Origin of the sequence: Mycobacterium sp. 852002-53434_SCH5985345 (genome assembly GCF_001667155.1) — a bacterium.
GTDB lineage: Bacteria > Actinomycetota > Actinomycetes > Mycobacteriales > Mycobacteriaceae > Mycobacterium.
In genome coordinates this window covers 173,511-187,781 of sequence record NZ_LZIE01000024.1, presented here as the reverse complement: position 1 = coordinate 187,781, position 14,271 = coordinate 173,511, and the positions used below count along the sequence as shown (strand labels likewise).

At 68.8% G+C, this 14,271-nt stretch carries 14 protein-coding genes and 1 tRNA gene; 4 read left to right on the top strand and 11 right to left on the bottom strand.

What is annotated here, in order from left to right:
• The first annotated feature begins 30 nt into the window (after positions 1 to 30).
• Positions 31 to 1,320: a pyridoxal phosphate-dependent aminotransferase gene (locus A5756_RS04185; RefSeq protein WP_066947575.1), complete on the top strand. Its 1,290-nt coding sequence runs from the start codon at positions 31 to 33 to the stop codon at positions 1,318 to 1,320.
• A 26-nt stretch (positions 1,321 to 1,346) separates the two neighbouring features.
• Positions 1,347 to 2,624 (top strand): YibE/F family protein, encoded by a 1,278-nt coding sequence (locus A5756_RS04180; RefSeq protein ID WP_066947572.1) that lies wholly within the window; start codon positions 1,347 to 1,349, stop codon positions 2,622 to 2,624.
• Here A5756_RS04180 and rfbA read toward each other — a convergent pair.
• The 9 genes from rfbA to A5756_RS04135 form a co-directional block, all read right to left on the bottom strand.
• Positions 2,566 to 3,441 carry a glucose-1-phosphate thymidylyltransferase RfbA gene (gene rfbA, locus A5756_RS04175; RefSeq protein ID WP_066947569.1) on the bottom strand — a complete coding sequence of 292 codons (876 nt, stop codon included), beginning with the start codon at positions 3,439 to 3,441 and terminating at the stop codon, positions 2,566 to 2,568. The two genes, A5756_RS04180 and rfbA, sit on opposite strands and share 59 nt — an antisense overlap.
• Before the next feature lie 22 nt (positions 3,442 to 3,463).
• Entirely contained in the window at positions 3,464 to 3,838 is a 375-nt protein-coding gene (locus A5756_RS04170) for a nuclear transport factor 2 family protein (RefSeq protein WP_066947566.1), read from the bottom strand.
• A 36-nt stretch (positions 3,839 to 3,874) separates the two neighbouring features.
• Complete coding sequence (locus A5756_RS04165; protein ID WP_066947697.1) at positions 3,875 to 4,630, bottom strand: maleylpyruvate isomerase family mycothiol-dependent enzyme; 756 nt, start codon at positions 4,628 to 4,630, stop codon at positions 3,875 to 3,877.
• 97 nt (positions 4,631 to 4,727) lie between these two features.
• A complete protein-coding gene (locus A5756_RS04160; protein WP_066947563.1) occupies positions 4,728 to 6,053 on the bottom strand; it encodes a UDP-glucose/GDP-mannose dehydrogenase family protein in 1,326 nt (441 codons plus the stop codon).
• 88 nt (positions 6,054 to 6,141) lie between these two features.
• Positions 6,142 to 7,584, bottom strand: coding sequence for a hypothetical protein (locus A5756_RS26180; RefSeq protein ID WP_232005319.1), 1,443 nt, complete (start codon positions 7,582 to 7,584; stop codon positions 6,142 to 6,144).
• A gap of 176 nt (positions 7,585 to 7,760) precedes the next feature.
• Positions 7,761 to 8,891: a hypothetical protein gene (locus A5756_RS04150; RefSeq protein ID WP_066947557.1), complete on the bottom strand. Its 1,131-nt coding sequence runs from the start codon at positions 8,889 to 8,891 to the stop codon at positions 7,761 to 7,763.
• Between the two features lie 159 nt (positions 8,892 to 9,050).
• Positions 9,051 to 11,015 carry a hypothetical protein gene (locus A5756_RS04145; RefSeq protein WP_231989273.1) on the bottom strand — a complete coding sequence of 655 codons (1,965 nt, stop codon included), beginning with the start codon at positions 11,013 to 11,015 and terminating at the stop codon, positions 9,051 to 9,053.
• 130 nt (positions 11,016 to 11,145) lie between these two features.
• Positions 11,146 to 11,718 carry a dCTP deaminase gene (dcd, locus tag A5756_RS04140; protein ID WP_066947550.1) on the bottom strand — a complete coding sequence of 191 codons (573 nt, stop codon included), beginning with the start codon at positions 11,716 to 11,718 and terminating at the stop codon, positions 11,146 to 11,148.
• 34 nt (positions 11,719 to 11,752) lie between these two features.
• Positions 11,753 to 12,409, bottom strand: coding sequence for a hypothetical protein (locus tag A5756_RS04135; RefSeq protein ID WP_197505735.1), 657 nt, complete (start codon positions 12,407 to 12,409; stop codon positions 11,753 to 11,755).
• Positions 12,410 to 12,591: 182 nt separating this feature from the next.
• On the opposite strand from A5756_RS04135, the gene A5756_RS04130 reads away from it, so the two are divergent.
• Positions 12,592 to 12,665, top strand: a tRNA-Gly gene (locus A5756_RS04130).
• 176 nt (positions 12,666 to 12,841) lie between these two features.
• The gene (locus A5756_RS25260; RefSeq protein ID WP_082948181.1) at positions 12,842 to 13,363 is read left to right on the top strand and encodes an MmpS family transport accessory protein; all 522 of its coding nucleotides are present in this window, start codon (positions 12,842 to 12,844) and stop codon (positions 13,361 to 13,363) included.
• A 109-nt stretch (positions 13,364 to 13,472) separates the two neighbouring features.
• Here the strand turns inward: A5756_RS25260 and A5756_RS26675 are convergent, their stop codons facing one another.
• Both A5756_RS26675 and A5756_RS25250 read right to left on the bottom strand, forming a co-directional pair.
• The gene (locus A5756_RS26675) at positions 13,473 to 13,844 is read right to left on the bottom strand and encodes a DUF4189 domain-containing protein (RefSeq protein ID WP_082948182.1); all 372 of its coding nucleotides are present in this window, start codon (positions 13,842 to 13,844) and stop codon (positions 13,473 to 13,475) included.
• Between the two features lie 145 nt (positions 13,845 to 13,989).
• Positions 13,990 to 14,220: a DUF4926 domain-containing protein gene (locus A5756_RS25250; protein WP_082948183.1), complete on the bottom strand. Its 231-nt coding sequence runs from the start codon at positions 14,218 to 14,220 to the stop codon at positions 13,990 to 13,992.
• Positions 14,221 to 14,271 lie beyond the last annotated feature (51 nt).

Sequence of the window (14,271 nt, the reverse complement as noted above, 5' to 3'; positions counted from 1 at the left end):
TGGGATTTTGCGGCTTGACAGCAAATTTCGGTGGACACAAGTGGCACCATTGATGACGTGACCACTCACCAGCTGCCCCTGAACGCGTCCGCGCACCACCGGCAGCGTGTCTTCGCGCAGTCGTCCAAGCTCCAGGGCGTCCTATACGAGATCCGCGGCCCGGTGCACCAGCACGCCGCGCGGCTGGAGGCCGAAGGGCACCGCATCCTCAAGCTCAACATCGGCAACCCGGCGCCGTTCGGCTTCGAGGCACCCGACGTGATCATGCGCGACATGATCCAGGCGCTGCCGTACGCGCAGGGCTACTCCGACTCGCAGGGCATCCTGCCCGCGCGCCGGGCGGTGGTCACCCGTTATGAGTTGGTCGAGGGCTTCCCCCGCTTCGACGTCGACGACGTCTACCTGGGCAACGGGTGCTCCGAGCTGATCACGATGACGCTGCAGGCCCTGCTCGACAACGGCGACGAGGTATTGATCCCGTCGCCGGATTACCCGCTGTGGACGGCGTCGACGTCGTTGGCCGGCGGCACGCCCGTGCACTACCTGTGCGACGAGACGCAGGCGTGGCAGCCCGACATCGCCGACCTGGAGTCCAAGATCACCGAGCGCACTAAGGCGCTGGTCATCATCAACCCGAACAACCCGACCGGCGCGGTCTACAGCCGCGAGGTCCTCACCCAGATGGTGGAACTGGCGCGCAAGCACGAACTGCTGCTGCTCGCCGACGAGATCTACGACAAGATCCTCTACGACGACGCCAAGCACATCAACGTGGCCTCGCTGGCCCACGACGTGTTGTGCCTCACGTTCAACGGGCTGTCCAAGGCCTACCGGGTTGCCGGCTACCGCGCGGGATGGCTGGCGATCACCGGCCCCAAGGACCATGCGGAGAGCTTCATCGAGGGCATCAACCTGCTGGCCAACATGCGGCTATGCCCCAACGTCCCGGCCCAGCACGGGATCCAGGTGGCCCTCGGTGGCCACCAGAGCATCGAAGACCTGGTGCTGCCCGGCGGGCGGCTGCTCGAGCAGCGCGACGTCGCCTGGGAGAAACTCAACGAGATTCCCGGGGTGTCCTGCGTCAAACCCGAGGGCGCGCTGTACGCCTTCCCCCGGCTGGACCCCGAGGTCTACGACATCACCGACGACGAACAGCTCGTCCTCGACCTGCTGCTGCAGGAGAAGATCCTGGTCACCCAGGGCACCGGATTCAATTGGCCGGCACCGGATCACCTGCGCATCGTGACGCTGCCGTGGGCCCGCGACCTGGCCGCGGCGATCGAGCGGCTGGGCAACTTCCTGGTCGGCTATCGCCAGTAAGCATCTTCGCAGCCGGCGCCTCTACGGTGGACCGGGTGACGCACTCGCACTCGCATTCACACAGCCTGTCCGGCCCCGCCCCGGTTGAGTCGCTGCCCGCCAGGATCGTCGTCGGGCTGCTGGTGGCGATCGGGGTGGCGGTCCTGGGTGGCGCCATCGCGCTGTGGCCCAGCCGGCAGCACGTCGCCATCCCCATGCCCTTCCAGAACGCGGCCGGCGGCGCCGTGAGCACGCAGGCCGGGCACGTGCTGTCCAGCGCCGTGGGTGACTGCGGCAGCCCGTCGGTCAGCCAGGTGCTCACCACCGCGCCCCAGCCGGCGCCGCCGGGCGCGGGCCGCTGCGTGCTGACCCAGGTGGCCATCGATTCCGGGCCCAACGCGGGCGCGAACACGTTGCTGGAGTCCTCCCCCGGTCCGGGCCAGCCGAAATTCGCGGTGGGAGACCGCATTCGCCTCGTCCGGCAGGTCGACGATCAAGGCGCCACCAGCTACGCCTTCTACGACTTCGAACGCGGCTGGTCGCTGGTCGCGCTGGCCATCGCGTTCGCGGTGGTGATCGTCGCCGTGGCGCGGTGGCGGGGACTGCTGGCGCTGGTGGGCATCGGGGTCGCGTTCGTGGTCCTGGTGGCGTTCTTGCTGCCTGCGTTGCGCGACGGCGCGCCCGCGGTTCCGGTGGCCCTGGTGGCCGCCGCGGCCATTCTGTACGCGGTCATCTATCTGGCGCACGGCGTGAGTCTACGGACCAGCGCCGCGCTGCTGGGCACTCTGACTTCGCTGCTGCTGGCCGCGGGATTGTCCTGGGCGGCAATACAATTGGCGCATTTGACCGGGTTGTCGGATGACCAGAACGCCACCGTCAGTGCGTACCTGGGCAACGTGTCGATCAGCGGCCTGCTGCTCGCCGGCTTCATCATCGGGTCGCTCGGCGTGCTCAACGATGTGACGGTGACGCAGGCGTCGACGGTGTTCGAGCTCGCCCACCTCGGTGGCTCGCGGCGCGCTATCTTCTTGGGCGCCATCCGAGTTGGACGCGACCACATCGCCAGCACGGTGTACACGCTGGTGCTGGCCTACGCCGGCAGCTCGCTGCCGTTGCTGCTGCTGTTCAGCGTGGCCAACCGCTCATTGACCGACGTGCTGACCAGCGAAAGTGTGGCCATCGAGATCGCGCGGTCGGCGGTAGGCGGCATCGCGCTGGCGCTGTCGGTGCCGCTGACGACGGCGATTGCCGCGGCGCTGGCAAAGCCTAGTGAAATCGGCTCCGCTCCAACAGATCCAGCAGATAGCCGCCGTATCCGGACTTGAGCAGCGTGTGGGCGCGCTCGGCCAACTGCTCGTCGGTGATCCAGCCCCGCTGCCATGCCACTTCCTCGGGGACGCTGACCTTCAGGCCCTGCCGCCGTTCCAGCGTCCGCACGAAGTCGCTGGCGTCCAGCAGGGAGTCGAACGTGCCGGTGTCGAGCCACGCCGTTCCGCGGGCCATCACCTCGACCGAGAGCTGGCCTCGGTTGAGATAGATCTGGTTGACCTCGGTGATCTCGTATTCACCGCGCGCCGATTTCTTCAGGCCTTTGGCGATCTCGATCACGTCGTTGTCGTAGAAGTACAAGCCCGGCACCGCGTAATTGGACTTCGGTGTCTTGGGTTTCTCCTCCAGTGACAGCGCCGTGCCGTCGTCACTGAACTCGACGACCCCATACTCCGACGGGTTGGCCACCCAGTACGCGAAAACCGCTCCGCCGCTGATGTTTTGGAAACGGCTCAGGCTCGTGCCCAGGCCCGGCCCGTAGAAGATGTTGTCGCCCAACACCAACGACACCGAGTCGTTGCCGATGTGGTCGGCGCCCAGGACAAAGGCCTGGGCCAGACCATCGGGACTTTGCTGCGTCACGTAGCTGATGTTGATCCCGAATTGCGAGCCGTCTCCCAGGAGCCGCTGAAAGCCCGCCGCGTCGTGCGGGGTGGTGATCACCAGAATGTCCCGGATCCCGGCCATCATCAGGGTGGACAGCGGGTAGTAGATCATCGGTTTGTCGTACACCGGAAGCAGCTGCTTGCTGATGCCCACGGTGATCGGATGCAGGCGAGTGCCCGAGCCGCCGGCCAAGATGATCCCGCGCATGAGTGGCTCCCCTATTCCACGCTTAGTTGACGAGGTCGTTTTCGGTGAGTTCGGTCGCCGCCAGCGCCGACGCCAGGTCGTCGTGCCGGAACACGGACGTGACGTGGTCGTGGACCACGCGGAACGCTGACGCGGCGGTGGTCACGGCCCCGGGATTGTCCGGGGCGCTGACCTTCTGTTCGACGACGACGACCCCGTCGTGCACGTACATCCGGCCGAGTTCGGCCGTCGCGTGGCGGGAGGTGGCCCACCCGCGCAGCGCCTCGTGCCCCTGCGCGGCCCCGTGCGCGTCGCCGATCTCGATGTCGTCGCTGGACAACGCGACCAGCGTTTCCAGGTCGGCGGAGTTGAGCGCGTCGTGCCATGCCAGGACGGTGGCGATCTCCGAAGTGGTCATGTGTTGCAAGTTACCGTGTGTGCCCCGCCGCCGTGGCTAGAGCGGGGTGCGGTCCAGCCAGTTCTGCCACACACCCTCGTCGCCGAACAACTCAATGCCCGTGTCGGCGAGCGGCACCCGGCGCAGGATGGCCAGCAGCAGCTCGGTCGCGCCGCCCCGCAAGGCCGCGGTGCCCTTGCCGTGCTCGTGTGACCAGGTGATCCGGCTCCCGTCGACACCGATGGTCCACTCGCCGGCTTCGCCGAGCCCGGGGTCGGTGGCATGCAGATGCAGGGTGTTACCGGCCTCGAGCGGGAGCGCCGCCCCTTCGCCGCCGGCCTGGATCGCGACGCGCTCGAGCCATTCGGTGATCGCGTCGGCGGCTACGTCGGCGTTCAGGGTGAATTCCGCGCCCAGCGCGATGGCCGCGTCGGCCCGATGCACCGCCACCTCGTGCAGGCGGCGGCGGATCCACCAGTTCGCGGGCCGGGCGCCGAGAAAGGTCCACACCGGCGTTTCCACCCCCGTCAGCTCGACTGCGTCGACCAGCCGCTGCGCGCCCCCGTGCAGCCAGGAGATCGCGTCGGCCGGTTCGGGTGGCGGCTTGCCGCCCTCGACGGAACGGGGGTCGAGGAACTCCTCGAGCCGGTCGCGCACGATCTGCGCCGCCCAGCGGTCGCCCCGGCCCACGTGGCGCAGGAGCTGGCCCAGGGTCCACCCCGGGCAGGTCGGCACGGGCCTGGACTGGTCGGCATCGCGGAAAAGCTCCGAAAATGCGCGGTTTTCTTCCAGGAATGCACCGGCGAAGTCCACGCGGGTCAGGCTACGCCTCCGCTGCGCGCCGAACGTCACGCTGGCGTGGCGTTCGCCGGTCAGCGCCACGCTGGCGTGACGCTCGCGGCAGGACCCCTCAGGGCCGCGGCGCCCCCAGCCGGAACAGCCGCCAGCCCGCCTGCTTCCAGCGGGCGGCATCGAGGCAATTGCGGCCGTCGACGATGACCCTGGCCCGCACGCGGTCGGCCAGGTCGGCGGGGTCGAGGTCGATGAATTGGCGCCACTCGGTGAGGACGAGCACCGCGTCGGCGCGATCACACGCCTCCTCGACCGAGACCGCGTAATTCAACGTCGGGAACAGCCGCTGCGCGTTGTCCAGCGCCTTGGGGTCGTACACGTTGACCGCGGCGCCGTTGAGCTGCAGCTGGCCCGCGACGTTGAGCGCGGGCGAGTCGCGCACGTCGTCGGATTCGGGCTTGAACGCCGCGCCGAGCACAGCGATATTCGCGCCAAGCAGCGACCCGCCGCAGGCCGCGCTGGCGAGCTCCACCATCCGGGTGCGCCGGCGCATGTTGATGCTGTCGACCTCGCGCAGGAAGGTCAGCGCCTGGTCGGCTCCCAGTTCGCCGGCGCGGGCCATGAAGGCGCGGATGTCTTTGGGCAGGCAGCCCCCGCCGAAACCCAGTCCGGCGTTGAGGAATTGGCGGCCGATGCGCGGGTCGTAGCCGAGCGCGTCGGCCAGCACGCTGACGTCGGCGCCCGCGGCCTCGCATACCTCGGAGATGGCGTTGATGAACGAAATCTTGGTCGCCAGAAAGGCGTTGGCGGAGACCTTGACCAGCTCCGCGGTCTGCAGGTCCGTCACCAGGAACGGCACGCCCTCGGCGAGCAGGGGGCCGTAGAGTTCGCGGACCGCCGCCTCGGCCCGCGTCGAATGCTGTTGCACGCCAAGCACGATGCGGTCCGGATGCAGGGTGTCGTGCACCGCGTAGCCCTCGCGCAGGAACTCGGGGTTCCAGGCGATCTCGACGTCGACCCCGCGTGGCGCCAACGCGGCCGCCCGGTTGTTCAGCTCGGCCGCGGTTCCCACCGGAACGGTTGATTTCCCAACAAGTACCGACGATGTCGTCAGCCGCGGCACCAGCGCGTCGATGACGGCGTAGACGTGGCGCAGGTCGGCGCCGTACTCGCCCTTCTTCTGTGGCGTACCGACCCCGAGGAAATGCACGTCGGCGAACTCGGCCGCCATGTCGTAGTCGGTGGTGAACCGCAGTCGCCCCGTCGCCAGGTTCTTCGTCAGCAGCTTGCGCAGGCCGGGCTCGTAGAAGGGAATGTCACCGCCGGCGAGCTTGGCGACCTTGCCGGGGTCGATGTCGACCCCGACGACCTCGTGTCCCAGTTCCGCCATTCCGACCGCGTGGGTGGCACCCAGGTAACCGGTGCCGAAGACGGTGCATCGCATGTAACCGGTATACGTCGCCGCGATGAGCTAACTGCATCGCCGCGCTAAGCGGGAGGCAAACGACAGGTGACAGGTGGCCCCGAACCGACTAGTGACGGCCGAACCCGCCGTGACCACCGCCGAAACCGCCGTGGCCGCCGCCGAACCCCGGAATGCCGGGGATCCCGCCGCCACCGCCGCCGCGCGGCCCGTCCTCACCGCCGCCATGACCGCCACCGACGCCGCCGCCGGGCGGCCCGCCGATGACCGGTCCACCGATGCCCGGTATCGGCAGCGGAATCGGCACAGGAATGGGCGCCACCGCGGGTGGCGGTGCGGGAGCCGGCGCGACCGGAATCGGGGCAGGCGCCGGGGCCTCGGGAACCGGAACGGGAGCGGGCGCCGCCGGGGCCGGGGCGGGCACCTGGGCCTCGGGAGCGGGTGCCGGGGCCGCCGGAGCTGGGGCGGGAGCCGCCGGTGCCGGGGCGGGCGCCGGGGCCGCGGCCGGCGCGGGGGCCGCGGGGGCAGGGGCCGGCCGGGTGGGCGCGACGACGACGTTCTGGTTCGGGCTGGGCCGGACGTTGGCCGTGGGGCGGATGGCGATCGCCAGCGAGACGACCAGCGCCACCACACCGATGACGAAGACGCCCGCCACGATGCTTCCCACCAGCCGGAAGGAGCGGCGCTCGGGATAGCCCGCGTCGACGAGCGCGGTGGCGCCGGTGTGCGCGCCGGTGTAGAGGTCGTCGACGTCGTCGGGGACGGCGCTGTAGGCGAGCGCGTCCCTGCCCAAGGTTCCCGGGGTGTCGAAGTAGCCCGGCGCGATCGCGAACGGGTTGATGGCGCCGGTGCCCGGGTCTTGGGCGTAGGCCAGCGCCGCGGTCGACGAGGAGAACAGCGGTGCGTGCGCCGAGGCCAGCGCCGCGCCTCGGGCCAGCGCGGTTTCGGGCTCCTCGGGAGCCGACAGCGGCAGCGAGGTCGCCGCCTCGAGCGCGGGCTTGATCAGCGGGATGTCGATACCGGAGCCGACGACGAACACGCCGTCCGGACGGGTCTCCATCGTCTCGGCGTGCGAAACCATCGTGGCCAGCTGGGCCACCGCGGCCTCGTCGTCGGCCGGCAGGGGCTGCCGGCGGACGTCGGCGATCGACCCGTCGGCGCTGTTGACGACCGCGAGAGTCGCGGTTTCGGGCTCGATGTAGAGCAGCGCCGTTTGCGCATAGTTGGTCTGGCTGCCGACCGCTTGGGCCAGGGCGGCCGCGGCCAGGAAGGACGAGACCAACATCACGTTCTCGACCTTGTGGGCGGCCAGCGCATCGCGCAGCGCGGCGGCCTCGATCGGGTCGGTGAAGGTGACCCCTGTCGAGGCCAGTTGGTAGCCGCCCTCGGCCGCGCCCTGACGCGTGCCCAGGATCGCGGAGACTACCTGGTCGGCCGCGCTGAGCGTTGCGGCGTCATCTTCGGGCGGAACGTCGAAGTTGTCTTCGTCGACGGTGGCGCCTTCGCCATTCTGGCCTTCGACCAGCACCATGCGGACGGCCGTCGGCGCCATTGACACCCCAAGTACGGTGTCCAAAGCTCCTCCAAGGTTCGATTGCGAGTCCTGATGTGAGGACGTGGCCGCCGCACCCCGCGAAAACGCCAGAGGTCACTGAGTCCCCACCATGTGTTCCCCTAGTCCCACGATTTTACGCGCTCGCGCGCCTTTCGGCTGGGGCTGGGACGCGGCTACGGGATCGGTAGGCCGTGTCCCAGGTGTCGATGGAGCCAGTCGTCCCACTGATCGCCATGGGAGGGGCCGGAACCCGGTTGCGGAGGGACCGGCGCGGCGGGCGGCGAAGGCGGGGCAGACTCCGGCGGCGGGATTGCCGCTGGCGGCGGGGGCGCCTGGCTGGCCGGGCCGACGACGTTTTGGGTGATATCGGGGCGCTGCGGCGCGTGCGGCCGGATGTCGACGGCCAGCGCCACCGCGAGGGCCACGACGCCGCCGACGAATATCAGCGTCACCGCGGCGACGGCCAGCACCGGTTTGCGGCTGCGGCGCTCGCCCGGGTGGGCGGCTGACCCGCGGTCGGTCGCGGTCGCCCGCGACTTCCCGGTAGTCGACTCGGCGCTGTAGGCCAGCTCGCGCCCGTCTGGCGAGGGATCCCCCGCGTAGGGCATTGCGATCGTCGACGGCGCGCCCAACTGCGCGTTGGCCGCCGCCAGTGACGCGCCGCGCGCCAGCGCCATCTCGGGTTCCTCGGGCGTGGTCACCGATAGCGTCGTCACCGCTTCGAGCGCCGGCTTGATGTACGGGATGTCGACGTCCGAGCCCACCAGGAACAACCCGTCCGGGCGGGCCCCCATCGATTCGGCACCCGAGACCATCGCGGTCAGCTTCGCCAGCGCCGCCTCGTCGCTGTCGGGCAGCGGATGCCGGCGCACATCGGCCACCGACCCGTCGGCGGTGTCGACGACGGCCAGCGTCGCGGTGCTGGGCTCGACCAGCAGCAGCGCGGTACGCGCGCAATTGGTCGCGCTGCCCGCCGCCTGAGCCAGCGCCGCCGCGGCCATGACCGTCGGCACCAGCGTGACGTTCTCGATCTTGCGGGCCGCCAACGCATTTCGCAGCGCGGCCGCCTCGGCCGCGTCGCTCCAGGTCACTCCGCTCGATTTCAGCTGATAACCGCCCTGGGCCGCGCTCTCTCGTGTGCCGAGAATCGCGGCGACAACGCGGTCCGCCGCCGCGACCGCGGTCGTCTGATCGGTGAGGTGGAAGTCGTCCTGGTCGACGGTCACCCCACCGGCAGCCTCGCCTTCGACGAGCACCATACGGACCGCCTCAGGCGCCATGGACACGCCAAGTACGACGTCCACCGCTCCTCCAAATCAATTGCCGTGCCCGTGCGACGACACCTGCGTTGCCGGGCTTAGTTATTTCGAGAATCGGCCGGATGACTTTGCAGCTCGGCCGCGCCACCCCCAAGCCGCCACCCTAGCGCGCGAAGATGGGTGCGCCCGGGCCTCGCGAGTGGGCTACTTGTGTCCCCCGCCGCCACCGCCGCTGTGGCCACCGCCACCGCCGCCGAAGCCGCCACTGCTGTGGCCGCCGCCACCACCAAGGCCGCCGCCTCCACCAAGGCCGCCGCCGCCACTGTGGCCACCGCCGAAGCCGCCACCACCGGGAGCACCGATACCACCGCCGGGTCCGCCGACGACGGGTCCGCCGCCATGGCCGCCCCCGAATAGGCCACCAGGCCCGGAGGGTGCACCGCCGCCCGAACCCGGGGTCGGAACGTGTCCGCCGCCCAGTCCGCCCGACCCGCCGGCCGGGGGCGAAACGTGCCCGCCACCGAGGCCACCGTCACCGGGGGGCGGAACGTGCCCGCCGCCGAGGCCACCGGGGCCCGAACCGGGGGGTGCCACATGCCCACCGCTGGATCCGCCCTCGCCCGAGCCGGGCGGCGGCACATGCCCACCAGTCGAACCGCCCGTACTCGAACCGGGCGGGGGCACATGCCCACCAGTCGATCCGCCCGGGCCCGAGCCGGGCGGCGGAACATGCCCACCAGTCGAACCGCCGGAGCCCTCGGGCACCGGTGATGTGCCTTGCCCAGGAGGCGTCTGGTGAGGCGGCGACTGCGGAGGCGGAACATGCACCGGCGGCTGCGGCAGCACCGGCTGTGGGGGCGACACGTGCGGCGGAGCCTGGATGACCGGCGGGCTTATTACGACTGGGTTGGGCACGCGGAGCGGCGGCACGATAACCGGCACCAGCGGCGGAATCACGACGGGGACCGGCGCCGGAGCGGGGGCCGCGGGCACGGGAGGCGCCGCGGGCAGCGGTGGCGCGGCGGGCGGCGGCGCCGCCGGCAGCGGCGCGGCAAACTGCGGAGTCATCGGCTTGGGCGCCGCCACGGGCTCCGGCGGGCTCATCTTCTGCGCCGGGGCCGACGCCTCAGCGGGCGCCGGCGGCTCCTGCGTCGGGACGATGAGGTGTTGGCCGGGCGTGGGCTGCAAAGCGACGGTGCCGGTCGTGCGGATGCCGATCGCCAACGCGATCTCGAGGGCCAACACCGCGCTGATGCCGGCGACCGCCAACCCGCTGCCGATCAGCAGGGCCGGCCTGCGCCGCGGTTGGCTTCCTTCGGGCATGAACAGTTTTTCGATGACGACGGTCGGCGAGTCAGCGTCCTCGTCCGGCACCGCGCTGTAGGCGAGCTCGTCGTCCCCGGCCTCCGGCCCGAATGGCGCGTAGAGGTATTCGGGCAGCGAGTGCTGGTCGACGGCACCGGTGCCGGGGTCCTGCGCGTAGGCCAGCGCGGCGGTCGACGAGGCGAACAGCGGTGCGTTGGCCGACGCCAGGGCGGCGCCGCGGGCCAGCGCCGTCTCCGGCTCCTCCGGCACGCTCACCGCCAGGGAGGTCGCCGTCTGCAGCGCCGGCTTCAGCGGGCCGATGTCCACGCCGGAGCCCACCACCAGCACGCCGTCCGGCGCCGCTTCCAGCTTCTCCAGGCCGGCGATCATGCCGCCGAGTTGCGCGGCTGCCTGGTCATACGACTCGGCGTAGAGCGGTTGCTTGTAGACGTCGGGGATGGACCCGTCGGAGGTCTCGACGACCGCCAGCGTCGCAGTGTCGGGCTCCACGAACATCACCGCAGTTCGCTCGTAACCCATTGCCCCGCCGACATTTTGGGCCAACGCAGTCGCGGCCAGGAAGGCCGATACCAGCATGACGTGCTCGACGCGGTGGGCGGCCAGCGCGTCGTGCAATGTCGCCGCTTCGAGCTGGTCGGTCCACGTCACGCCGATGGACGACACCTCGAGGCCGGCTTCGGCCGCGCCCTCACGGGTGCCCAGGATGGCGGCGAGCACCTGATCCGGCGCGCTCGCGGTGGCCGCTTCGTCGGCGGCGGCGACGTCGAAAACGTCTTCTTCCACGGTGGCACCGTCGGCGTATTCGCCTTCGAGGACAACCATTTGGATTGATGCCGGTGCCATCGACACCCCGAGCACGATATCCAATACAACCCCTCCAAAGGTATTGCGAGACGAACCATGGTCAGGCGGAGGAAAAAACCACGGCTATCTAAGTATCGCGCAGAAAGCAGGCGCGGGAGCGCCTCAGAACCTATGTAGTCCTTATGAAGTTCTGATAGGAGCGCGACGGCGTGGGTCCTCGCTGGCCCTGGTACTTCGAACCTACATGCGAACTGCCGTAAGGGTGTTCGGCCGGACTGGTCAACCGCAGGATGCACAGCTGACCGATCTTCATACCGGGCCACAACGTGATCGGCAGGTTGGCGACGTTGGACAGCTCCAGGGTGATGTGACCGCTGAAGCCGGGATCGATGAAACCCGCGGTCGAGTGCGTCAGCAGGCCCAGCCGGCCCAGCGACGACTTGCCTTCCAACCGCCCCGCGAGGTCCTCGGGCAGGGTGAACAACTCCAGCGTGGAGCCGAGCACGAACTCCCCCGGGTGCAGCACGAACGGCTCGCCCTCCACGGGTTCGACCAACGTCGTCAGCTCGTCCTGCTGCTTGGCGGGATCGATGTGGGTGTACCGGGTGTTGTTGAACACCCGGAACATGCAGTCCAGGCGGACGTCAATGCTGGACGGCTGCACCAAGGTGTCGTCGTAGGGGTCGATGCCCAACCGGCCGGCGGTGATTTCGGCCCTGAGGTCACGATCGGAGAGCAGCACGCGACGAGCCTATCCGCTGCTTGCCGTCGGTCGTTCAGTCGGCGAGGTACATCTCCCCGCCCTTGGGATATCCGCCGCCCGTGGTCGTGACGTGGACGTGGTCATAGTGACCGAGCCTGCTGGGTTGCGCGCCGCCGGGCGTGTAATAGACGCCGCGCCAGATCGCGTCCTGGATCCCGAAGCGGCGCGCGTTCTTCATCACGTACGCGACGATCTCGTTGCCCAGCGCGATGCCCTCGGTGCTCTGCGGGTTGGGGATCATCACATCCAGGGCCAGACCGAGCGGATGCCAGGGCAGCGGATCGGGCCGCACGCCGCCGATCTCGTGGATCTCGGGGAACGCCGCGCTGATGCTGCGGGAGACCTGGATCGTTCTCACCTGCAGGCCCTGTTCCGGGGCGAGCCCGGCGGGCAGGAAGCGCGATCTCGTGTGGTACCTCGACGCCGCGACGGGCTCGGCCATGCCGTCGCCGCGCGACACATCCGACGCGAGCACAATCGCAGTCGGCTTCGCCGCCACGATTTCTAAGCAACACGGACCGGTGTCGCCAATAACGGGGACGGGGTCGTGCCGAGGGACGAATGGGCCGCCATCTCCCGCCGCCGCGAAGAACGCTGCGGCAGGGGCCAGCAGCCCTGCCAGCAGCAGCGGTGATTTACGCCGCTTCTTGGCTAATCGGTGCCGACCCACCCAAGGCACATTACGACAAGATCACGAAAGAATAAACATCGGTTCTGGAATTTGCGGGTCAGCGGCCATTCCCCCGTCCTGCGCATTTGTGGCAGGCCTGGACGGCGCCGGGTGGGCCGCACGCCGACGGACTACTCGCCCAACGGATCTGCCTCCGGATGCTAGCCTTCGTTGTCGACAGCGCCGATGTAGTTCAATGGCAGAACATCAGCTTCCCAAGCTGAATACGCGGGTTCGATTCCCGTCATCGGCTCCATAGTTTCCGCTAGGCGGGGGCGGCAGTCTCGCCGTCCCGTCGGTTCAGCCGTGGCGTCTCCTCCCGTCTCACTCCCGCACTCGACGTTGTTTGCTACAACGCTGGCCGGGGAACGTCCTAATGAAACGCTGTCACATCGCTCAGGCTGTGCATCTGGGTGTAGCAAGGGGGGAACCATGAACGAGCCGACTCCGCAAAATCAACCGCCGCCCGGTACACCGCCGCAGCAGGGCTATCCCGGGTACCCGCAGCAATACTCGCAACAGCCTTACGGTTACCAGCAGCCAAAGAAGCGGCGGGTCTGGCCCTGGGTGCTCGGCGGTGTGCTCTTAGTGATGTTGCTGGGCATGGGCGCATGCGTGGCGTTTGTCGGCGGCGTCGCGAACAACATCGACAAAGAATCGAAACGCCAAGTCACTGTTACCTACGAGGTCACTGGCTCCGGTAACTCGGTAGCCGTTACATACTCGGGCCACGACTTCAATACAGCTCAAGACACCGGCGTTTCGCTGCCCTGGACGAAGCAAGTCACGGTCGACGGCCTTGGGAAGACCGTTTCGCTCACCGCTACGAATGGACCGGATAGTAATGGCACAGTCACGTGCCGCATAAGTGCCAACGGCAAGGTGCTCGCAGAGCAGACGTCAAGCGGGCCGTTCGCTACCGCAAACTGCATCGGCAATGCCGGGAATGCCTAGCCACGCAATAGGACGACGTTGGCGCATGTGCCGATTGCCTCCAGCCGAACTAGCCCACCACGTTCGGTTTGCTGATGAGTCGGAAGGCCCAAGCGGAACCGCGGATCCGCTAGTCCCAGATGCAGTGGACGCCGTCGAAAGTCGACCCGCCCCCGACAGCCCGTGCTTTCGCATTCGCGACGGCGTCATCGGCGTTGCCAGCGATTCCCCAGTGATAGTCTTCGGCGTCCTCCACCAGCGCCAAGCACGGCGTACCGGAGGCAATGACGTGACAATTTGGCCCGTACGTGTCTCTGCAGGCGGCTAAGGCCTGGGCTTCCGCGGTGCCCCGGCTTCCTGGACCCCAGCTCCAGTGGGTGTGGTTCTCAAGGTCGGAGGCCGCAACGGCCACCCATCCCGGGTCGGAATGAGCCACCGGGGCGGCAACGATGCCCACGCTTACCAATAGTGCACCGACACCGGCGGTCGACTTGTTGTTCATCGGTACCCCCACGTTGAGCGGATACCGTGAGCCTCCTGTCACGGCGACCTATCAACTAGGGACCTTGGCCCCCAAACGAGGAGCTCATGGTCACTGAGGCGATCGGGCACTGCCGCGATGGGGCTCCACTTACAGCGGCGATGTCCTACTTCTCTTCGACCGGCCGCCACACAACGTCCACGTCGTCTTCCACGAGCGTGACCAGGGCCAGAGTGACGCCGTCGGCATCCGAGAACTCCACTTCGTAAGCGGGGCGACCGTTTTGGCGCGGGTACTTCGTGTACTCCATGACGACGGTCCCCCGTGCACCGGCCGGAAGGTCGTGCTCAGGCAGAGGCCGCAGCAATTGGACTACGTCGAATTCTTGCGGCCTCAACCCTGTTCCCTTCGTCAAGCCGGGCTCAGTTGCGCTCGCGCCCCTCTCCCC

Excerpts from the sequence above, each read along its gene's own strand:
- rfbA (WP_066947569.1), bottom strand. The coding sequence starts at position 3,441 with ATGCGCGGGATCATCTTGGCCGGCGGCTCGGGCACTCGCCTGCATCCG.
- A5756_RS04170 (WP_066947566.1), bottom strand. The coding sequence starts at position 3,838 with ATGACCACTTCGGAGATCGCCACCGTCCTGGCATGGCACGACGCGCTC.
- A5756_RS04160 (WP_066947563.1), bottom strand. The coding sequence starts at position 6,053 with ATGCGATGCACCGTCTTCGGCACCGGTTACCTGGGTGCCACCCACGCG.
- A5756_RS26180 (WP_232005319.1), bottom strand. The coding sequence starts at position 7,584 with ATGGCGCCGACGGCCGTCCGCATGGTGCTGGTCGAAGGCCAGAATGGC.
- A5756_RS04145 (WP_231989273.1), bottom strand. The coding sequence starts at position 11,015 with ATGGCACCGGCATCAATCCAAATGGTTGTCCTCGAAGGCGAATACGCC.
- A5756_RS25260 (WP_082948181.1), top strand. The coding sequence starts at position 12,842 with ATGAACGAGCCGACTCCGCAAAATCAACCGCCGCCCGGTACACCGCCG.
- A5756_RS26675 (WP_082948182.1), bottom strand. The coding sequence starts at position 13,844 with ATGAACAACAAGTCGACCGCCGGTGTCGGTGCACTATTGGTAAGCGTG.